The 17353-nt window shown below is 68.8% G+C and carries 17 protein-coding genes and 4 pseudogenes; 11 read left to right on the top strand and 10 right to left on the bottom strand.

Annotated features, from left to right (window positions below; translation table 11 throughout):
• The first annotated feature begins 26 nt into the window (after positions 1 to 26).
• Positions 27 to 551, top strand: coding sequence for a CGNR zinc finger domain-containing protein (locus CLM62_RS36030; RefSeq protein ID WP_095754095.1), 525 nt, complete (start codon positions 27 to 29; stop codon positions 549 to 551).
• An 11-nt stretch (positions 552 to 562) separates the two neighbouring features.
• Here CLM62_RS36030 and CLM62_RS36025 read toward each other — a convergent pair whose 3' ends face one another.
• From CLM62_RS36025 to CLM62_RS36015, 3 genes are all read right to left on the bottom strand, one after another.
• Entirely contained in the window at positions 563 to 1480 is a 918-nt protein-coding gene (locus CLM62_RS36025; RefSeq protein ID WP_095754094.1) for an AEC family transporter, read from the bottom strand.
• The gene (locus CLM62_RS36020; RefSeq protein ID WP_095754093.1) at positions 1477 to 2586 is read right to left on the bottom strand and encodes a pyridoxal phosphate-dependent aminotransferase; all 1110 of its coding nucleotides are present in this window, start codon (positions 2584 to 2586) and stop codon (positions 1477 to 1479) included. The genes CLM62_RS36025 and CLM62_RS36020 overlap by 4 nt, the downstream gene beginning before the upstream one ends.
• Before the next feature lie 532 nt (positions 2587 to 3118).
• Positions 3119 to 3961 (bottom strand): SDR family oxidoreductase, encoded by an 843-nt coding sequence (locus CLM62_RS36015; RefSeq protein ID WP_095754092.1) that lies wholly within the window; start codon positions 3959 to 3961, stop codon positions 3119 to 3121.
• Positions 3962 to 4025: 64 nt separating this feature from the next.
• Here CLM62_RS36015 and CLM62_RS36010 point away from each other — a divergent pair, with 64 nt between their 5' ends.
• Positions 4026 to 4388 carry a helix-turn-helix domain-containing protein gene (locus tag CLM62_RS36010; protein ID WP_257004285.1) on the top strand — a complete coding sequence of 121 codons (363 nt, stop codon included), beginning with the start codon at positions 4026 to 4028 and terminating at the stop codon, positions 4386 to 4388.
• A 139-nt stretch (positions 4389 to 4527) separates the two neighbouring features.
• On the opposite strand, the pseudogene CLM62_RS53290 reads toward CLM62_RS36010, so the two are convergent.
• Positions 4528 to 4623, bottom strand: a pseudogene (locus tag CLM62_RS53290) (DNA-binding response regulator); the annotation flags it as partial.
• Between CLM62_RS53290 and CLM62_RS53285 the strand changes: the two are divergent.
• Together CLM62_RS53285 and CLM62_RS36000 are read left to right on the top strand one after the other, a co-directional pair.
• A pseudogene (locus CLM62_RS53285) lies at positions 4578 to 4796 on the top strand (IS5/IS1182 family transposase); the annotation flags it as partial. The pseudogenes CLM62_RS53290 and CLM62_RS53285 sit on opposite strands and share 46 nt — an antisense overlap.
• A gap of 212 nt (positions 4797 to 5008) precedes the next feature.
• Positions 5009 to 5569: a dihydrofolate reductase family protein gene (locus CLM62_RS36000; RefSeq protein ID WP_095754090.1), complete on the top strand. Its 561-nt coding sequence runs from the start codon at positions 5009 to 5011 to the stop codon at positions 5567 to 5569.
• Positions 5570 to 5799: 230 nt separating this feature from the next.
• On the opposite strand, the gene CLM62_RS35995 is transcribed toward CLM62_RS36000, so the two are convergent.
• Both CLM62_RS35995 and CLM62_RS52230 read right to left on the bottom strand, forming a co-directional pair.
• A complete protein-coding gene (locus CLM62_RS35995) occupies positions 5800 to 6627 on the bottom strand; it encodes an alpha/beta fold hydrolase (RefSeq protein ID WP_306457961.1) in 828 nt (275 codons plus the stop codon).
• A gap of 407 nt (positions 6628 to 7034) precedes the next feature.
• Positions 7035 to 7163: pseudogene (locus CLM62_RS52230) on the bottom strand (IS982 family transposase); the annotation flags it as partial.
• Between the two features lie 203 nt (positions 7164 to 7366).
• Here CLM62_RS52230 and CLM62_RS35985 point away from each other — a divergent pair.
• Complete coding sequence (locus tag CLM62_RS35985; protein ID WP_218835651.1) at positions 7367 to 8356, top strand: DUF732 domain-containing protein; 990 nt, start codon at positions 7367 to 7369, stop codon at positions 8354 to 8356.
• A 524-nt stretch (positions 8357 to 8880) separates the two neighbouring features.
• Here the strand turns inward: CLM62_RS35985 and CLM62_RS35975 are convergent.
• Complete coding sequence (locus tag CLM62_RS35975) at positions 8881 to 10410, bottom strand: UDP-N-acetylglucosamine 1-carboxyvinyltransferase (RefSeq protein ID WP_095754088.1); 1530 nt, start codon at positions 10408 to 10410, stop codon at positions 8881 to 8883.
• A 93-nt stretch (positions 10411 to 10503) separates the two neighbouring features.
• The gene (locus tag CLM62_RS35970; protein ID WP_095754087.1) at positions 10504 to 10704 is read right to left on the bottom strand and encodes a DUF4236 domain-containing protein; all 201 of its coding nucleotides are present in this window, start codon (positions 10702 to 10704) and stop codon (positions 10504 to 10506) included.
• 209 nt (positions 10705 to 10913) lie between these two features.
• On the opposite strand from CLM62_RS35970, the gene CLM62_RS35965 reads away from it, so the two are divergent.
• Positions 10914 to 11831, top strand: coding sequence for an SMP-30/gluconolactonase/LRE family protein (locus tag CLM62_RS35965; protein WP_095754086.1), 918 nt, complete (start codon positions 10914 to 10916; stop codon positions 11829 to 11831).
• Positions 11832 to 11887: 56 nt separating this feature from the next.
• On the top strand, positions 11888 to 12460 hold the full coding sequence (locus CLM62_RS35960; RefSeq protein WP_095754085.1) for a hypothetical protein: 573 nt from the start codon (positions 11888 to 11890) through the stop codon (positions 12458 to 12460).
• A 46-nt stretch (positions 12461 to 12506) separates the two neighbouring features.
• On the opposite strand, the gene CLM62_RS35955 is transcribed toward CLM62_RS35960, so the two are convergent.
• Positions 12507 to 13676: an MFS transporter gene (locus CLM62_RS35955; RefSeq protein WP_095754084.1), complete on the bottom strand. Its 1170-nt coding sequence runs from the start codon at positions 13674 to 13676 to the stop codon at positions 12507 to 12509.
• 133 nt (positions 13677 to 13809) lie between these two features.
• Positions 13810 to 14601, bottom strand: a complete 792-nt coding sequence (locus CLM62_RS35950) for an alpha/beta fold hydrolase (protein WP_095754083.1) — start codon at positions 14599 to 14601, stop codon at positions 13810 to 13812.
• Between the two features lie 177 nt (positions 14602 to 14778).
• Between CLM62_RS35950 and CLM62_RS35945 the strand changes: the two genes are divergently transcribed.
• The 4 genes and pseudogenes from CLM62_RS35945 (at position 14779) to CLM62_RS35930 (ending at position 16939) form a co-directional block, all read left to right on the top strand.
• Complete coding sequence (locus CLM62_RS35945; protein WP_257004284.1) at positions 14779 to 15474, top strand: TetR/AcrR family transcriptional regulator; 696 nt, start codon at positions 14779 to 14781, stop codon at positions 15472 to 15474.
• Positions 15475 to 15657: 183 nt separating this feature from the next.
• Positions 15658 to 15833 (top strand): annotated as a pseudogene (locus CLM62_RS50830) (substrate-binding domain-containing protein); the annotation flags it as partial.
• A 102-nt stretch (positions 15834 to 15935) separates the two neighbouring features.
• A complete protein-coding gene (locus tag CLM62_RS35935) occupies positions 15936 to 16433 on the top strand; it encodes a polyketide cyclase (protein WP_095754082.1) in 498 nt (165 codons plus the stop codon).
• A complete protein-coding gene (locus CLM62_RS35930) occupies positions 16430 to 16939 on the top strand; it encodes a DinB family protein (RefSeq protein ID WP_179382377.1) in 510 nt (169 codons plus the stop codon). The genes CLM62_RS35935 and CLM62_RS35930 overlap by 4 nt, the downstream gene beginning before the upstream one ends.
• Positions 16940 to 17353: the final 414 nt, after the last annotated feature.

Below are 17353 nucleotides of genomic sequence, written 5' to 3'. Positions count from 1 at the left end.
CAGAGGCTCTGTGTTGTAATGGTCAAGTGCAGTTTGAGCATGACAACATGGTCGGGGTTCACTTGGCCGTGGCGCTGGTGAATCTCGATTCGAGTGGTTCATGGATGCCTGAGACGCTGGAGCAGACGCTGCGGGCGTATCAGATTCGTCGTCCGCACGTCACTGGCTTCACATCCGAGGACATCAGAGCGTGGTCGCGGATGATGAGGCTGGTCTTCGAGGCATCCTCACAGGCCGAACGGTGCCAGAACATCAACGCTCTGCTCGCGGATGGCGCAGGAAGCGTGTATCTGACCACGCACGACAATCTGCGGCCACATTTGCACTTCGCTCCGGATACCCAGGACCTCCAAAGCCGCGTGAAAGCCGTGACTGCCGGAGGTCTGGCCATTTTCGCCCTGGAAGCCGAAGGGGAACGACTGGGCGTCTGCGCGCTGGGCTCTTGCCGGACCGCTTTCGTCGACACCAGCCGCAATGGCCGCCGTGCCTACTGTTCCTCCCGCTGCGCCAACACTGATGCGGTCCGCCGCCACCGCGACAGGCGCCGCTAGCGTCGGGTTGGCTATGCCGGGACCAGTGCCACGACGAGCGGGACGGCGGCTATTCCCAGGAGCGTTTGCGTTGCCGTGATCCCGGCCATCAGAGGTGCGTCGCCACCGAGTTGCCTGGCCATGATGTACGACGACGATGCCGTGGGCAGGGCCTGAAAGAGCACGGCGATGATCAGCGCGTGAGAGCCCAGGCCGAAGAGCTGGGCCGCCAGGAACGTCGCGGCCGGCATGAGCGCGAACTTGGCGGACGAGGACGTGACGATCGGTGCCGCCCACGACCGTGCAGCGCCGAAGCGCAGAGCGGCGCCGATGCAGAGCAGACCCAGCGGCATCGAGGCGGCTCCCAATGCCTGGAGTGCTGGTTCGATGCCCGGCGGCAGGCTCAGATCGAAGGTCTGCAGGAGAATGCCTCCTGCGCAGGCGAGGATGAGCGGGTTGGTCACGAGCTGTTTGACGATGCCCGAGAAATGCAGGCGCGCGGTTCCGAACCACGCGAAGACCAGCACGCACAGCACATTGACGGTGGGTACGATCGCCGCGTTGCAGACCGCGGCGAAGGCGACGCCCTTGGTGCCGAACAGGCCGGCAGCGATCGTCACACCGATGTAGTTGTTGAACCGGATGCTGCCCTGGAAGACCGAGGTGAAGGCATCGCCCTTCAGCCGCATCAGGGGCTTGCAGGCGATGACCAGCACGGCCACTACCACCGTGGCGGCGACCAGAGCGCCGGCCAGGGCCCCCACCGGCAGATCGTCGGTGTCGGCGGTCGCCAGGCTGTGCAGAAACAGGGCCGGCAGCAGGACGCGATAGCTGAGGCGCTCGGCTTCGGACCAGAAACCCTCGGCTTTGATCATCGATCGCTTGAGCGCGTAGCCCAGCGCGATCAGCAGGACGACCGGAACGAGCGCCTTTACGGTCAGTGCGATCACGCGGAGACCCCATCCAGCGTGGCGACGATGATGCGGCAGCCCTCTTCCAGGGCGGCGATGTCGGTGGCGAAGGAGAGCCGCAGGTGACCCGGCGCTCCGAAGGCGCTGCCCGGGACAGTCGCGCATCCCGCTGCGAGGAGGGCGTCCGCTGCTGCGAGGTCGTCGCCGGCCGCGAGGCGGGGGAAGAGGTAGAAAGCGCCGTCGGGTTCCACCGTGTCCAGGTGCCGGCTCCGCTTGAGGATCGCCAGGCCCGCATCGCGCCGTCGGCGGTATGTCTCACGCCGTTCCGCCAGAAGATCCTGCGGCCCCTGCAGTGCGGCGACCGCGGCGATCTGGCTCACGGTCGAGGTCTGCGTGCAGTTGTGCGTCTGTACGGCGGTGATGCGGCGGACCAGATCGGGCGGCCCGAATCCCCAGCCGACACGCCAGCCGGTCATCGCGTAAGCCTTGGAGACGCCGTCGACCAGCAGGATCCGCTCGCGCAGGTCAGGCGCGACCTGGGCGATGCTCACGTATTCCCCGGCGTGGTAGCGGATATGGGCGTAGATCTCGTCCGACAGGATCAGCGTCGAGGGGTGGCGCCGCAGTACCTCGGCGAGACCGACCAGGAGGTCATGGCTGTAGGTGGCGCCCGACGGATTGCCTGGAGCGTTGAGCACGACCCAGCGGGTGCGATCGGTGACGGCCGCTGCCAGCGCGTCGGGGGTGAGCCTGAACCCTGACTCGGCCGAGCAAGGAACGATCACGGGCACTGCACCGCACAGGCGAACCATGTCCGGATAGCTGGCCCAGTAAGGCGCTGGGATGATCACCTCGTCGCCCGGGCGCAGGGTGGCGAAGAACGCGTTGAAGATCACCTGCTTGGCGCCGCACCCCACGGCCACCTCGGCATCCGAATAGCTCAGGGTGCGGTCTCGTTCCAGCGCATGCCGTGCAGCACGGCGCAGTTCGGGTATCCCGTTGGCAGGCGAGTAGCCCATCGGGCGGGCGGCGGCCTGCTGAGCGGCAGCCGCGGCGTGAACAGGCGCGGCGAAGTCCGGCTCGCCGAGCGTGAGGTCGATGATGCGACGGCCGGCCGCACGGTACTCGGCCGCCCGGCGGGCCATCTCCAGGATCGGCGAACCGGCAGGTGTCGTGGGGTGACTAGGCAACGGTCAGCAACTCCGCCATCGATCGGCCGACGGCCCGCGGCGAGCGGCGTGTACCCGCTCGGGCCGGCGACAGCTCGGGTACGGCCGACCGCGCGCATCCAGTGGCACCGGCCGGCTTCGCAGGGCGGCCGGCACCTGCGCCGTGCTGATGGAGAACCGCTTCTTCTCTGGTCGGGCGGGATGGATCAGTGATCCGTGGGCTGAGCGTCATACCCTTCATGCCGACAGGCTGATGTAACATCGTTAGGCATTTCAACCATTACGGAGCCGCCGGACGGCCTGTGGCGTGGCGGTCCGGCGCCCCCGCCGGTGCGAACCACACGCGATGGCGCCTGTCTGCGGAGCCAATCCGCTCAAAGCGACTCACGAGCCGTCCGCACGGGGTGAGGAAACGCCGACAGTGCTTGGAGGTAGGTCCTCCAAGCACTGTGAGAGAACGGCTGATGTCAGATCGGTCCTCGTGCGGTGACGGGTGCCTCCTGGCCTGTCACAGACCCATGTCTTCCAGCCACTGCGTCGTGGTCCGGGGCGTGACATCCAGCAGCTTCTGGGCGGAGTTCTCCGGCGCGATCGAGCGGCCCGGCATCGCGCTCATGGCCCGGTACGCCTCCGCGATGTCCGCGGCGGGACCTTCGCCGATCAGAGGTGCCACGGACGTGCGGAGCTCATCAGGGCTGATCTGCTCGAAGACCACGTCCCGCCCGAGCCGAGCGGCGAACGCCTCGGCCAGGTCAGGCCCGGTGATCGCCGGGTACTGCCCGACGGAGACCACGCCGGTGACGTCCGGGTGCGCGAACAAGGCGACCGCGACGTCGGCGATGTCCAGGTGCGACGCCCAGGACACGGGGAAGTCGGCCCGGATCGCGTAGGGCAGTACGCCTCGCTCCCGGACGGAATCGATGACGTACGGCATGAGCAGGTTCTCCAGATACAGCTCGGGGCCGATCACCGCATGGGACACCCCGCTGTCCGTCAGGCCGGCGGCCAGCGTCGCGGCGGCGCCGCCGATGGCGGGGTCGATCGGGAAACCGCTGGTGGAGAACACCACGCGGCCCGGCCGGGCCGCACGGACGGCGGCGAGGATGTTGTTCGCGAAGGCCAGACGGTCCTCCTCTGCGCCCACCGGCAGGTGGACGAACACTCCGTCGGCGCCGCGGTAGGCATCGGTCAGGTCGGTGACGGAGGAGTAGTTCGCGGCCACGACGCGTGCGCCGTCCACGGCAGCGTCCGGGTTGCGGGTCAGCGCGGCCACGGACTTGCCCGCGGCAGTGAGAGCGGTAACGACAGGGGCGCCCTGGGCGCCGGTGGCGCCATGGATCACGTAGGTCATGCGGGCTATTAGTGCACATGATGCACCGGTTACATCAAGTGCACTAATGGACTACTCTCGAAAAGTGACCAATCCCTGTCTTCCCGAGTGCGGTGTGGCCCGGTTCCTCACCCTCCTCAACGGCCCCTGGGCCACCCTCATCGTGCGCGAACTCCTCAAGGGCCCTCACCGCTTCACCGAACTGCGCCAGGCCCTGCCCGGCATCAGCCCCCACACCCTGACCAGTCGGCTGCGCCAGTTCGAGACCCACGGCGTCGTCATCCGCACCACGTACGCGGAGATCCCCCCGCGCGTCGAGTACCGCCTCACCCCTCTCGGCGAGGGGCTGCGCGACGTTCTCGACGCCATGGCGGCCTGGGCCGAGTCGGTCCCCGCCCCGGAGACTGTCCCCTCGGTCCTGGCCGAGGGCACAGGTGAGCAGCGGTGAGCGGGCCTGCCTCGGCTACGGCATCGCTGTCATCTGGTTCGAAGCGGGCCATCCCCCGATAGGGCGGCCCCTCGTCCGGCGCGGGCGCCCGGGCCTGGACCTCGGCTCCGCCTCCCGCCAGCGCTGTTCCCCACTGCGCCCGCAACTCCCGGCACACGTCGAGCCCGTCCATGTCCGGAAGCCCGAGGTCCAGCAGCACCATGCATCCAGCGGCTGCGGCCCCTCCTCGCGCTCGAGCCGGCCTGCCGTGCCGTCGATGTCGCGGACCGGCTGTGGATCGTGGACGGCACCTTGATTCCGGTCCGCGACCGCAAGGTCGGTGCCTCGAGCCGCAACTACCGGTTCTCCGCGAACGTGCAGGTCATCATCGATGGCGACACGCGCCTGGTCGTGGCCACCGCTCGCCCGCCAACGGCTGATGTCCTGACGACGATCGAGCCCTTCACTGAGAAACCGGACGGTTTCGGACAGCGGCGGTCCCGACGGTGGTGGACGGCCGGGTCGCTCCGTGTCTGCGGCGCCCGAACGGTCACGGATGCGGCGATGAGTTTGGGGCGTCCGTCTGGTCTGTATGTGTAGCCGACGCTTTCGCGCCGGCACGACGAGCGAAGGAGCTCCAGATGTTCGACCTCGAACCGCAACAGGCCGCCGGCAAGGTCCTCTTTCACTTCAGCATGTCGCTGGACGGGTTCGTGGCGGGCCCGAACCACGCCATGGACTGGCTGACCGGGGTCACCGGCCGCGACGGCGTGGAAGAGGAGTACATCGAGACCACCGGCGCGGTCCTGGGCGGGCGGAACGGCTGGGACCGCGACCCGAGCGCCCGACCCTACAGCGAGGACTGGAAGGGCCAGATCTTCGTCCTCACCCACCACCCCGAAGACGCCACGCCCGCCGACGGCGTCACGTTCCTGAACTGCGACGTGGCCGAGGCGGTACGCATCGGCCTGGAGGCCGCCGACGGCAAGAACCTCGAAGTCCTCTCCCCGACGATTGGCCGCCAACTGCTCGAACGCGGTCTGATCGACGAAATCAACCTGCACATCGCACCCGTCCTGCTGGGTGACGGCATCCGGCTCTTCGACAATCCCGGCGGCCGGCCGATCCGGCTGCGACACGCCCAGGGCTCACAGCCCTTTGCCGAGGTCGACGTGCGCTACCACCCCGTGGCAGAAGCGTAGGAACCGCGGCGGCCCCGTCCGGGTCGTTCAGGTGTGGATGCCGCGGGGCCGGCTCGGGCGATTGTCGAGTGTGCCGGTCACAGCCACTCGTTGATGGCCGCTACGAGGCGACCGTGCTGATCGCAGTTATCAACGAGTGGCTGTGCCCCGCATTTTCTCGACAGAGCCCATCTTGGTGGCGGATGGCCATTCCTCGTGAGGGGCGTGGTGATCTGACGAACCGCCAGGTCTTACGGGGCGAGCACGGCCAGGGCGCTCGCCACCGGTGCTGGGTCCAGCGGGCCGATGTGCGAAGCGGTGGGGAAGTCATGGACCCGGAAGGGGTTGTGAGGCGTCCGTGCGTCGGCCTCCGCGATCATCCGGTCCTGGAGCTTCGTGGCGATCGTCCGGTCGTTGCCGAAGCGGAGGTACGTGCGGGGCAGCCGTCCCCAGGTAGCCGCCTTGCCGACGGCTCGCCCTGCGTAGGCCGTGGTCGACTCGTCTGTTTGCATGCTGCCGAGCCGCTGCCGGAACGCGTCGTCCGGATAGTCCGCGCACATCATCTCCCTGAGCGCCTTGAGGTCCCCGGAGTCACCCGTGCGGGGATTGAGCCGCATCACACCGAGCTGTTCCGGGTCCCCGATGATCTGATCGAACGGTATGAGCGCGTTCTCGTTCTCCGGTGCCGCGGTGCAGGCGTCGGGGGTCGGCAGGGCGGGGCTGGGGCAGAAGGCCGCCATGTAGCAGATGTGGTGGAGCAGTTCCGGTACGGCGTTGCTCACCCGGCTCACGGTGGCACCGCCCAGGCTGTGGCCGACCAGGACCACGGGGCCGTGCGCCGCCGCGCGGCGCACGATGCGCGTCACGTGCTTCTCGTAGTCGTCCAGAGAGAGGGCGGCGACAGGTGAGGGCTCGGTGGCCATGGCCGCCAGGTCCTGCCTCTGGTACGACTCCGGCACGAACGCCTGCGAGCCGTGCAACGGCAGATCCACCGCGACGACGCGATGACCGCGCTGGGTCAACTCCTGCGCGACGGGCAGCCAGTACGCTCCCGCACTATGCGTGCCGTGCACCAGCACATACGTACACGGTCCTCTCCCGCCCCGGCTGCCGTCACGCCCGGTCGCGGCAGCGGACGCGGTCGCTCCCGTGCCCACGCCGAGGACAGTGCCACCTGCGGCGAGGCCAAGCCCCAGCAGCACACCCCTGCGCGTCGTGCTCCCACGCCCAACCCCGTCATCGCCCACCACGTAGTCCTTCGTCATACCTTGACGCTAGGGATGGCCGATGGCCTCCGGGAATGGGGTTGAGCGCCGGAACGGGCGGCGGCAGACCCCCGGAGGCGCACTCTGGTTATCCCCCCCGTCAGGTGGCACAACTCCGTGGACAGTCCCGATGCGGAGCGAGAGTTCCCATGTCCGGGCAAGCCGCGACCATGCGATCGGCTGGGAAAAGCAGCCAGCCCGTCATGCGGGGCATCGCAGGGGGTTCTGCCGCCGTGTTGCTCCAGGCTGAGCTGGCCTCTGAGTGTGTCGATCACGGCCTCGATCCACTGGCGTACGGCCGCGGGGCGATCGTGCCGGACGGACTCGTCCTTCCGGCACGGACGTATCAAACGGTGGCGCCTCGAGCAGCCCCGCCCACAGGGTCGGCCGTCTGGTGCTGTCATCCGCTGCTGCACCGAGGTGGGGACTTGCCACTCCGCCGTCATCATGAAGCCCCGAGTGTCACGACGATGTGTGGATCTGCGTGAGCTCTTAGGATGATCGCCTTCGGCCAGTTGGGGCCGTGAGGGGGACACAGGGGGAAATGCCGATCATGTCTGATGTGCGACCGAGACCGGACGAGGCAGAACCATCCCGCCGGGTTCCCGGCGCGGACGAGTCCACGGTGACGAACGGTGCCAGGCCCCGCCGGCGGTGGGTCGCCGGGGCCGGGGCGGTTGTTCTCGTGCTCGTCGCCGGCGCTGCCATGGTCGTCAACCGATACCCCGACGACGCCCGGCCACAGCCCGGGCCCGCTCCGCTGAGGACCTCCGCGTCGAAGAGCGCTGCCTCGCCGGGCGACGGGCCACCGTATGTCGCGGTTCCGCAGTTCACTTCCACTGCCGCCCGCGACACGGCGTTCGTCGGTGACGTCGCGCCGTTCTCCACCTGGCCCAGCGGCACCGTCTCCTACGGTGTCATGTCGTCCATGCCCGGCGGCAGCGACATATCCGACTTCCGTACGGCCGTCATCAAAGACGCGAAAGCCGTCTGCGAGGCGCTCGCCGGCGGCACGGACATGAACGAGGTACCCGACGCGGTGGGGCTGCCGTTGACCGACCAGGTCGACCAGGCGGGGTTCATCGTGGAGGCAGCCACGTTCTACTGCCCGGACCAGATGGCCGCGGTGACCGACGGTGTCTACAGCCAGCCGGTGCCGACCGAACAGAGAGAAGACTGCCCCACGGCTCGCGCCTTGGAGGTGTCGGCCTCGGTCGAGGAGCAGTCGGGCGACGACCTGATTCACACGGCCTCGTACAGCGTGGAGGTCCACAACACCTCGTCGTACACCGTCCGCGCTCAGCTGCAGCAGCGCTGGTTCGCCGACGGATATCCGGGCGAGGACGAGTGGGAGTCCTTCGGCGACGTGACGGCCGACCCGGTCGTCACCATAGAGGCGGGAGACACCTTCACCTACGAGGGCGAGCAGAGCGGGATCTACCGCTGGGAGCGCACCGAAGTACGGGTCCAGCCCGGGCAGTTCGTGTTCATCGGGTGCGGATACCAGCCTGGCCCAGGTACTGCTGGAACGGATGAGGAATAACCGTCATGACCGACGCCTCTGCCGACGCCTCCCTGGTCGCCGAGGTCGGGGACTACCGGTCACTACCGGCACTGGCCTCCTCGCCGCCGACCAAGACCGCGCACTGCTGAACCGCTGGTGCGGCCGGCAGTACGAGGGCCTGCGCCCGGCACGCCGAACAAGGGCCGCAAGATCCGCGACGTGCCCCTGCCCTCAAGCGTGGCCAAGGCCATACGACAGCACACGGAGCTCTTCGAACCCGTGCCGGTCACCATGCCCTGGGACGACCCACGCCCGGCCGAGGTCCCTGGCCCGGCGGCTCGGTCACTCGGACCGCGGGTTCACGCTCCGGAAGTACGCGCACTTCCTGCCCCGCGCCGGTGCACGCGGCAGCGCCGCCATCGACGCGGTCTTCGCGTAGCCCGGACGACCCGGCAGAAGCCCGGTCCCGGCCCAAAGTCCCAGGAGAAGTCCCAAAGGTGCCGTCGCACCCCTTCATGACCCGCATACGTGCAGGTCAAGCAGGGTGCGGCGGCATCCGCCGTTCAGATGTCCCGGAAAATCTCGATCTGCGCCCCGATCGTATTGAGGCGCTCGGCGAGGTCCTCGTAACCGCGGTTGATGACGTACACGTTGCGCAGCACGGACGTGCCCTCCGCCGCCATCATCGCCAGCAGGACGACCACGGCGGGCCGCAGCGCGGGCGGGCACATCATCTCGGCGGCTCGCCAGCGCGTCGGTCCCTCGACCAACACCCGGTGCGGGTCGAGGAGTTGGAGACGTCCGCCGAGGCGGTTGAGGTCCGTCAGGTAGATCGCGCGGTTGTCGTAGACCCAGTCGTGGATCAGGGTCTTGCCCGACGCGACGGCGGCGATGGCCGCGAAGAACGGGACGTTGTCGATGTTCAGGCCGGGGAACGGCATCGGGTGGATCTTGTCGATCGGCGCCTCCAGTTTGGAGGGCCGGACGGTGAGGTCCGCCAGGCGCGTACGGCCGTTGTCGGCGAAGTACTCGGGCGTGCGGTCGTGGTCGAGGCCCATCTCCTCCAGCACCGCGAGCTCGATCTCGAGGAACTCGATCGGCACCCGGCGCACCGTCAGTTCCGACTCCGTGACGACCGCGGCGGCCAGCAGGCTCATCGCCTCGACCGGGTCCTCGGAGGGGGAGTAGTCGACGTCCACGTCGATGGTGGGCATGCCGTGCACGGTGAGCGTCGTCGTACCGACGCCCTCGACCTTGACGCCCAGGGCCTCCAGGAAGAAGCACAGGTCCTGGACCATGTAGTTGGAGGAGGCGTTGCGGATGACGGTGACGCCGTCGTGCCGGGCGGCCGCCAGCAGCGCGTTCTCGGTCACGGTGTCGCCGCGCTCCGTCAGCACGATCGGGCGGCCGGGGCGGACCGCCCGGTCGACCACGGCGTGGTACTGCCCCTCGGTCGCCGTGATGTCCAGCCCGAACCGGCGCAGCGCGATCATGTGCGGCTCGATGGTCCGCGTACCGAGGTCGCAACCGCCGGCGTAGGGCAGCTTGAAGTGGTCCATACGGTGCAGCAGCGGGCCGAGGAACATGATGATGGACCGTGTCCGTACGGCGGCCTCCGCGTCGATCGCCGCCATGTCCAGCTCGGCCGACGGCACGATCTCCAGGTCCACGCCGTCGTTGATCCAGCGGGAGCGGACGCCGATGGAGTTCAGCACCTCGAGGAGGCGGTACACCTCCTCGATCCGGGCGACCCGGCGCAGCACCGTGCGCCCGCTGTTGAGCAGCGAGGCGCACAGCAGTGCCACGCACGCGTTCTTGCTCGTCTTCACGTCGATCGCGCCGGACAGCCGACGACCGCCGACCACACGCAGATGCATCGGGCCCGCATAGCCCAGCGAGACGATTTCGCTCTCCAGTGCTTCACCGATGCGAGCGATCATCTCAAGGCTGATGTTCTGGTTGCCGCGTTCGATGCGATTGACGGCGCTCTGACTGGTGCCGAGCGCCTCGGCAAGCTGCGCCTGTGTCCAGCCCCGGTGCTGCCGGGCGTCACGGATGAGCTTGCCGATGCGTACGAGGTAGTCGTCTGCCATGAGGTTGAGGCTATCTCAGATATGAGATGGCACATCTCCGGGGGGTCCATTCGGGTGATGGACCGTCAATCGTGCCTGGTGGGACGCGGGTCCTCAGTGGCGCCTGGCGGTACGTGTGCGACGCCACCCGAAAGGTCCCGGCAAATCCACCGATGTCGTACGCCGTCCCGTGCTGCTGCGGGTGTGCCGCGGCCCGTGCCTGCCGCCGCCGGTGGTGATGGACCAGGAGCGCTTGTTGATGTTCAGCCGCACTCCGGGAAGGATTCGAAAGCTCTTACGGAATGTGAGGGGCATCGTGCCTCCTTTCGCCGGGCTCGACATGCGTGCCCTCGGCTGTCGGTTACCCCGACTTGGCCAACTGATGGGCGAACCGGGCAGCTGCATCCTGGAGCAGCAGGGCCTCGATCCTTCGCGCGGAGATCGTGAGCCGCGCCGGACGGCAGACCGATCGCCTTGCCGAGCGCCGTGCCGGCCTGTGTACTGGTACGAGGGAGAGGTTGATCATGTCTGGTGAGATCCTCAAGAACCTGTACGAGGTTCTGGACGAGCGCTTTCGTAGGTGCGCCAACGGCGACGCCCGGCTCGAGCGGCTGCACGCCGACTGCCGCTGGGCCGAGGGGCCACTCTATCTGCCCGCCTGGAGGCAGCTGATCTGGAGCGACATTCCCAACGACCGCCTGCTGCGCTGGGACGAGGCAACCGGCGTGATCGGGGTCTTCCGCTCCCCGGCCGGGCACATCAACGGCAACACTCTCGACCGCGAGGGCCGGCTGGTCAGCTGCGAGCAGGGCAACCGCCGGGTCACCCGCACTGAACCCGACGGCCGCGTCACCGTCCTCGCCGACCGCTACGAGGGCAAGCGCCTCAACAGCCCGAACGACGCGGTCGTACGCTCCGACGGCTCCGTCTGGTTCACGGACCCGGACTTCGGGATCACCAGCGACTACGAGGGACGCCGGGCCGAGAGTGAGATCGGCACCTGCGACGTCTACCGGATCGACCCCGTGACCGGCGAGGTCCACCGGGTCGCGGACGGCTTCGACGGACCGAACGGCCTGGTCTTCTCACCGGACGAAAGCCGGCTGTACGTCGCCGACACGAGAGCCGGACAGATCCGCGTCTTCGACGTGCGGGAGGATCGCGCCCTCTCCAACGGCAAGGTGTTCGCCGAGCACACCGGCGGCTTCGACAACATCCGCCTCGACGACGAAGGGCGGCTGTGGGCCGCCGTGTTCGGCGACGGCGTGCACTGCTACGACCCCGACGGCACCCTCATCGGCAGACTGCACGTGCCCGAACCGGTCGCCAACATCGCCTTCGGCGGCCCGAAGAACAACCGGCTGTTCATCACGGCAACGACCTCGCTGTACTCGCTCATGATGTCCGTGACGGGCCTGCCGCGCGTGCTGCGACGCCGATGACCTTTCCGGAGTAGGCCATCTGCTCGGTAGGGAGGGCGGGCTGAGAAGCTCGGCTCATGATGGAGCGAGCCGGTGAGGCACAAGGCGAGGTCGTCAGCCCGGGGAAATACGCGCGTATTGAGCGGGAGAGACGGTTCCTGCTCGCAGGGCCTCCCGCTCCTTCGACGGTCACTGTCATCCGTGTGATCACGGACCGGTATCTGGTGGGGACACGTCTGCGTCTCAGACGGGCCGAGCGCTCGGACGTCGGCGGTTGTGAACTCAAACTCACCCAGAAAGTGCCTGTTGATCAGCCGGGTGCCGTGCAAGGGCTGATCACGAATACGTACCTGTCCCAGGCCGAGTACGATCTCCTCGCCTCGCTGCCGGCCGCGGTGTTGTACAAGACGCGGTTCAGTGTGCCTCCCTTGGGAGTTGACGTCTTCGACGGTCCACTGGAGGGCTTGGTTCTGGCGGAGGCCGAGTTCACCGGCGATGAAGAGGCACTGGCCTTTGTGCCTCCCACGGAGTGCGTGGCTGAGGTCACGGATGACGCTCGCTTCACCGGCGGGAGACTTGTCGGGGCTTCTCGGCAGGAGCTGTTGGCGTGGCTGGCCGAGTACGGAATCCGCCCGGGCACTGCGCAGTAAGAGTCAGACTGCCCAGGATTCACCGATACGCGGTCGGCCGCTCGCGTCAGCGATCGGTGGCTGCGTCGCCGGCGGCCAGGTCGGCCCTGCCCGTAGCGACGACGAGGGCGCCGAGTCCACCGCTTGCTGCCGCGGTGAGGAGGGCCGACCAGGCACCGACGCTCTGCGCCAGTAGTCCTGCGACCACGCTCCCCGCAGCGATGCCGAGCTCTTCTCCCGCGACCATCCACATCATGGATGCGACCGCTGTGTGTGGGGACGCATGGACGTCCAGCAGTTCGAACAAGCAGATCGTCATGGGCGCGAGCGCGGCGCCTGCGCTGAGCAGAAGGATCAACGACAGTACCGGTGTCGAGACGGTGGCCAGTGGGGCCAGTGCGAGGGCGAGCCAGGCAAAGGCGGTGAGGTAGCCGGTGGCGGGCGAGGCCGCGCGGTGGCGGATGCCGAATCGCGCGCCGGCGAGTGCGCTGCCCAAGGCGAGGCAAGCGAACAACCAGCCGGAGTCGGCTGCTGACCCGCTCTCAGCGGCTCGGGCGGGAAGACCGACGGTCAGTGCACCCAGACACAGGCCCGCGCACGTGTTGGCGGTGAGCAGAAGGCGAAGGGCGGGGGAGGTCAGGACGCCGCCGGTGCCTGATGCCGCGGGAATGCGAGGGGTTGGCGGGTGGAAGATCACCAGGCAGGTACTGCTCGTCAGGAGTGCCGCCGCGATGATCACACCCAGGCGTGGTGAGTGGGCGCCGGATGCGGCCGCGATGAGCGGTCCGCAGATCTTGGTCACTTCAGTGAGGACCGCGTCCAGCGCGTAGGCGCTGTGCACCAAGTCCTTGGGCGCTGCCTGCGCCCACAGGGGGCGAATACTGGCCACGATCGGCGGGGCGGCGGCGCCGGCGAGTGCGCCGAAGCAGATCAGTTGCGCGGTTCCCACTGCGGTGGCCAGGCCCGCGGCGGCAAGGGCGGTGATCAGGGTCAGGGCGACGAGAGGCAGGCGTTGGCCGTGGCGGTCGACAAGGCGTCCGCGCAGAGGCCCTGTCACGGTGCCGCCCATGCTCCAGGCGCCGGCCACGGCCCCGGCGTCCAGGAAGGACCCGGAGGAGCCGTGTCCGAGCAGCACGGTGGCCAGCGGGAAAACAGCGAAGCCGAGTTTGCCGGTGGCGGTGGCGGCAAACAGTCGGCGAGCTGCCCCGTAGTGCAGCAGGTCCACGTAGGCACGCATCACAGCACGCTCGCACGGACCTGCCTGCCTGCTGAAGGTCCGGTGCCGCGCATGCCGTGATCAAGGCGGGGCAGCCACGCCGAGCACCTCAAGTCGAGCCGCATGAGGTGCTCGCGCTCCAGCGGCCGGGGCTTCAGCGCCGTATCTGCTGTCGGCCGAGGAAGTCGGTGATGAGCCGCAGCCATTCCTCGGGCTGCTCGACAAAGGGGAGATGCCCGGTGGGGAGTTCGGCGATCTGCGCGCCGGGGATGGCGGCGGCCAGTTCGTGCTGCAGGGCGGCGGGGATGAGGGAGTCGGCGGTGGTGATGACGACGAGGGTCGGGACGGTGATCGCGGCGAGGTCGTCGCGTACATCGACCCGGCGGACCAGGTCGACCTGGGCGCCGGTGCCCGGCGGTATGGCCGAGGCGGTCTGTTCGGCGGTGGCTCGGGCCTGGGCGGGGGTGAGGGAGTTCTGGGCGGGGGCGCTGAGGGTCAGTCGGGTCAGGTACTGGGCGAGCAGCATGTGCTGTCCGGAGATGAAGAGCTGGTGCAAGAGGTCGGCGGCCAGCTCGGTGCGGGTGTCCAGGTGGGCGAACGTGGCGCTCAGGACGAGCGAGGTGACCCGCTCCGGGTGGCGGGCGGCGATGCGGATGGCGACCGCGCCGCCCAGCGAGTACCCGGAGACGGCGAACGTGTCGAGTCCTTCGGCATCCGCCGCCGCGACCAACTGGTCCGCCAGCTCGTCGAGCTCCAGGGCGGTCTGCGTGGGGGTGTTGCCGGAGCCCGGGTAGTCGACGCCGACCACGGTGTGCTGGGCGGCGATCCCGTTCATGATCGGGCCGTAGTTGGCCTCGATGCCGCCGCCGGCGCCGTGGGCGAGGAGGAGACCGGGGCCCGAGCCGTGGACGGTGCGGGCGTAGAGGGCGGGGGCTTCGGTGGTCATGGCTGGGTCCTTTGTGTGTGCACGTGTATGTGCGTGGACGTGGACGTGGACGTGGAGGTGGGCGTGGGCGTGGGTGTTCGGTCGCACCCACCTTTAGCGATCGCTAAAGCTGGGTGCGATGGTGACTGTAGCAGAGCTTCTTTAGTGGTCGCTAAAGCTGGTCGCTAGACTGACCACGTGACGGAGAACAGCGAGAACGAACGGCGGAGCCGCAGGCGACGCGGAGAAGGCGCGAGCGGAGAAGGCGGCGACCCGCCCGCCGCCCTGCCGGACAAGCCCGCTGCGACGCGAACCCGCCGCGCCTTCGACCGGGACCAGGCCTTGGCCGTGGCGCTCGAGGAGTTCTGGACCTACGGGTATGAGGCGACGTCCATCGCCTCGCTCACCAAGGCCATGGGAATCAAGCCGCCCAGCCTGTACGCGGCATTCGGTGACAAGCGGCAGCTGTTCGGCGAGGCCGTTCGGCTGTACCAGAGCACCTACGGCACAACCCTCTCGGGCGACGGCCAGGATGCTCGCTCGGCGATCCGGGCCATGCTGCGGTACCTGGCGGCCGACTACACCGACCCGCGGCATCCGCCGGGCTGCCTGATCATCACAGCCGCCGCGAACTGCGGACCCGGCTCGCAGGATGTGAAGACGGAACTCCGCGGGATGCGAGAGGCGACGAAGGCGGCCATCGCCGCCCGCATCCGCCAGGACATCGAAACGGAGCGCCTGCCCCCGGACACGGACGCGGAAGGCCTCGCGGCCTTCTACGCGGCCGTCATCCAGGGCATGAACCAGCAGGCATGCGACGGCGCCTCCCGCGAGGTGCTGGAGAAGGTGGCGGAGTCGGCGATGCTGGCCTGGCCCACAGCCGACCGGTCTTGAGCTGTGAAGGTTGAGTGATTCTCATCGATTCCTGATGCCGCTCGTCAAGCCGCGGGTCACGCGCGAGGTAGCGGGCAGGAGGTGTCGGAGGTGCGCGATACAGTCCGTTCCTCCGACTGGGGAGGGCTCATGGCCACCAAGTGGAGCTTGACGATCGACTGCGCGCACCCGGCGAAGTTGGCCGCGCTGATCGGCTTCGAGGACTCGCCGATCGCGCGGCACGCCAACCGCCGCTGACCAGCCTGTGGCAGCCGACGGAGGAGATGGGCCGCACGATGGCGCGGGTGCTGCTGGAGGAGATCGCCGCGCACCCGACGGCTGTGGTGCCGGCGACAGAACTGGTTCGGTGGGAGTCCGCGCAGGGCGGGGCTCGCACGTGCTCGGCCAGGCGTTGTCGTACCCCCGGTGTAGCGTCCAGGCCGCGGTCAGGTTCATGCTCTGCGGTTGACGGAGGCGCGCGGATGACGAGGACGACAGGCGAGCCCGTGGTGGCGGTGTCCCGGCGTATCGGGGCCCCGGTGGGGGACATCTTCCGGATCCTGGCCGACCCCGGACGGCACCCGGACCTCGACGGCTCGGGGATGCTGCGCGGTGGCGTCTGCGGCGCCGTGGTCTCGGGCGTCGGGGACGTCTTCGTGATGCGGATGCACTACGAGCGCTACGGCGACTACGAGATGAACAACCACGTCGTCGAGTACGAGCCGGACCGCCGCATCGGCTGGGAGCCGAGGCCCGGTCGCGGGCACCCGGACGCCACCGCACCCGAGGCCGCGTGGGGCCACCGGTGGATCTTCGACCTGCTCCCGGACGGGGCCGGGGCGACGGTGGTGACCGAGATCTTCGACGGTTCGCGCATGCCGGAGGACAAACGCGCGGAAGTGGACAGCGGGCGCGCCTGGTGGCAGACGCAAATGGCGAGCACCCTGGAACGCCTCGCCGAACTGTGCGCCGCCCGGTGAACGCCGAACTCGACGCCCTCAAGGGCGCCCTGGACCGCCAGCGCGAGCACGTCCTCGGGATCCTCGAAGGGCTCTCGGAGGAGGATCTGCGGCGGCCGGTGCTGCCCAGCGGCTGGAGCTGCCTGGCATTGCTGCGCCACCTCACCCTGGATGTCGAACGCTTCTGGTTCCCCGGGGTGATCGCGGGCGAGCCGGATGTGGCCGGACAGCTCACGGCGGGCGCTGAGACGCACTGGTACGTACCCGAGGGGATGAGCGCCGAGGAGGTCTTCGCCGACTACCGGGCGGCCATCGCGCGCGCGGACGCCGTGCTCGCCGCCGCCGCGCCCGAACAGGAGCCCGCCGCCTGGCCCGTGGAGATCTGGCCGACCTGGCGGCTGCCTGACGTGCGGCACATACTGATCCACGTGCTCACCGAAGTCGCCTGCCACAGCGGCCACTTGGACGCGGCGCGCGAACTGATCGACGGCACCACCTGGCTCGGCGGCAACCCCTACGCCGGCTAGTTCTGTGACCCGGATCAGGCCCTGTCCGGCGGATCATGCCGCAGACGCGGGGCCGCAGTGACACCAGCCGCTCTGCGGCGGGCGCCGATCTGCGGCGTTGTCGTCGGTTGCCGACTCCCCCACGCTCGAACAACCTCGCGCGGGGGGACCCCCATCGCGTCGACGCCCTCCTCCGCCTTGCAGCTCGACGCACCAGGCCCCGCTCACCTGCGTTGATTGGGCGCCGCCGCTTTCCTGCGACCTGATCCGCCGGACAGGCCCCAGGCTCGCCGGTGGTTCTCGACGACGCGTCGGCGGTCTCGCCGATCGCCCGCCGCATCGCCTCCACCACCCCCGGTTCGACCTGCCCGAAGGCCGGCATCTTCTTGGCCGACCGACCGTCCGCCAGGCCGACGTCAGCTCCTGGAACCAGCG

Origin of the sequence: Streptomyces sp. SA15 (assembly GCF_002291145.1) — a bacterium.
Classification (GTDB): domain Bacteria; phylum Actinomycetota; class Actinomycetes; order Streptomycetales; family Streptomycetaceae; genus Streptomyces.
Note: the sequence above shows the minus strand (reverse complement) of the source record. Positions and strands in the feature narration are given on the sequence as shown.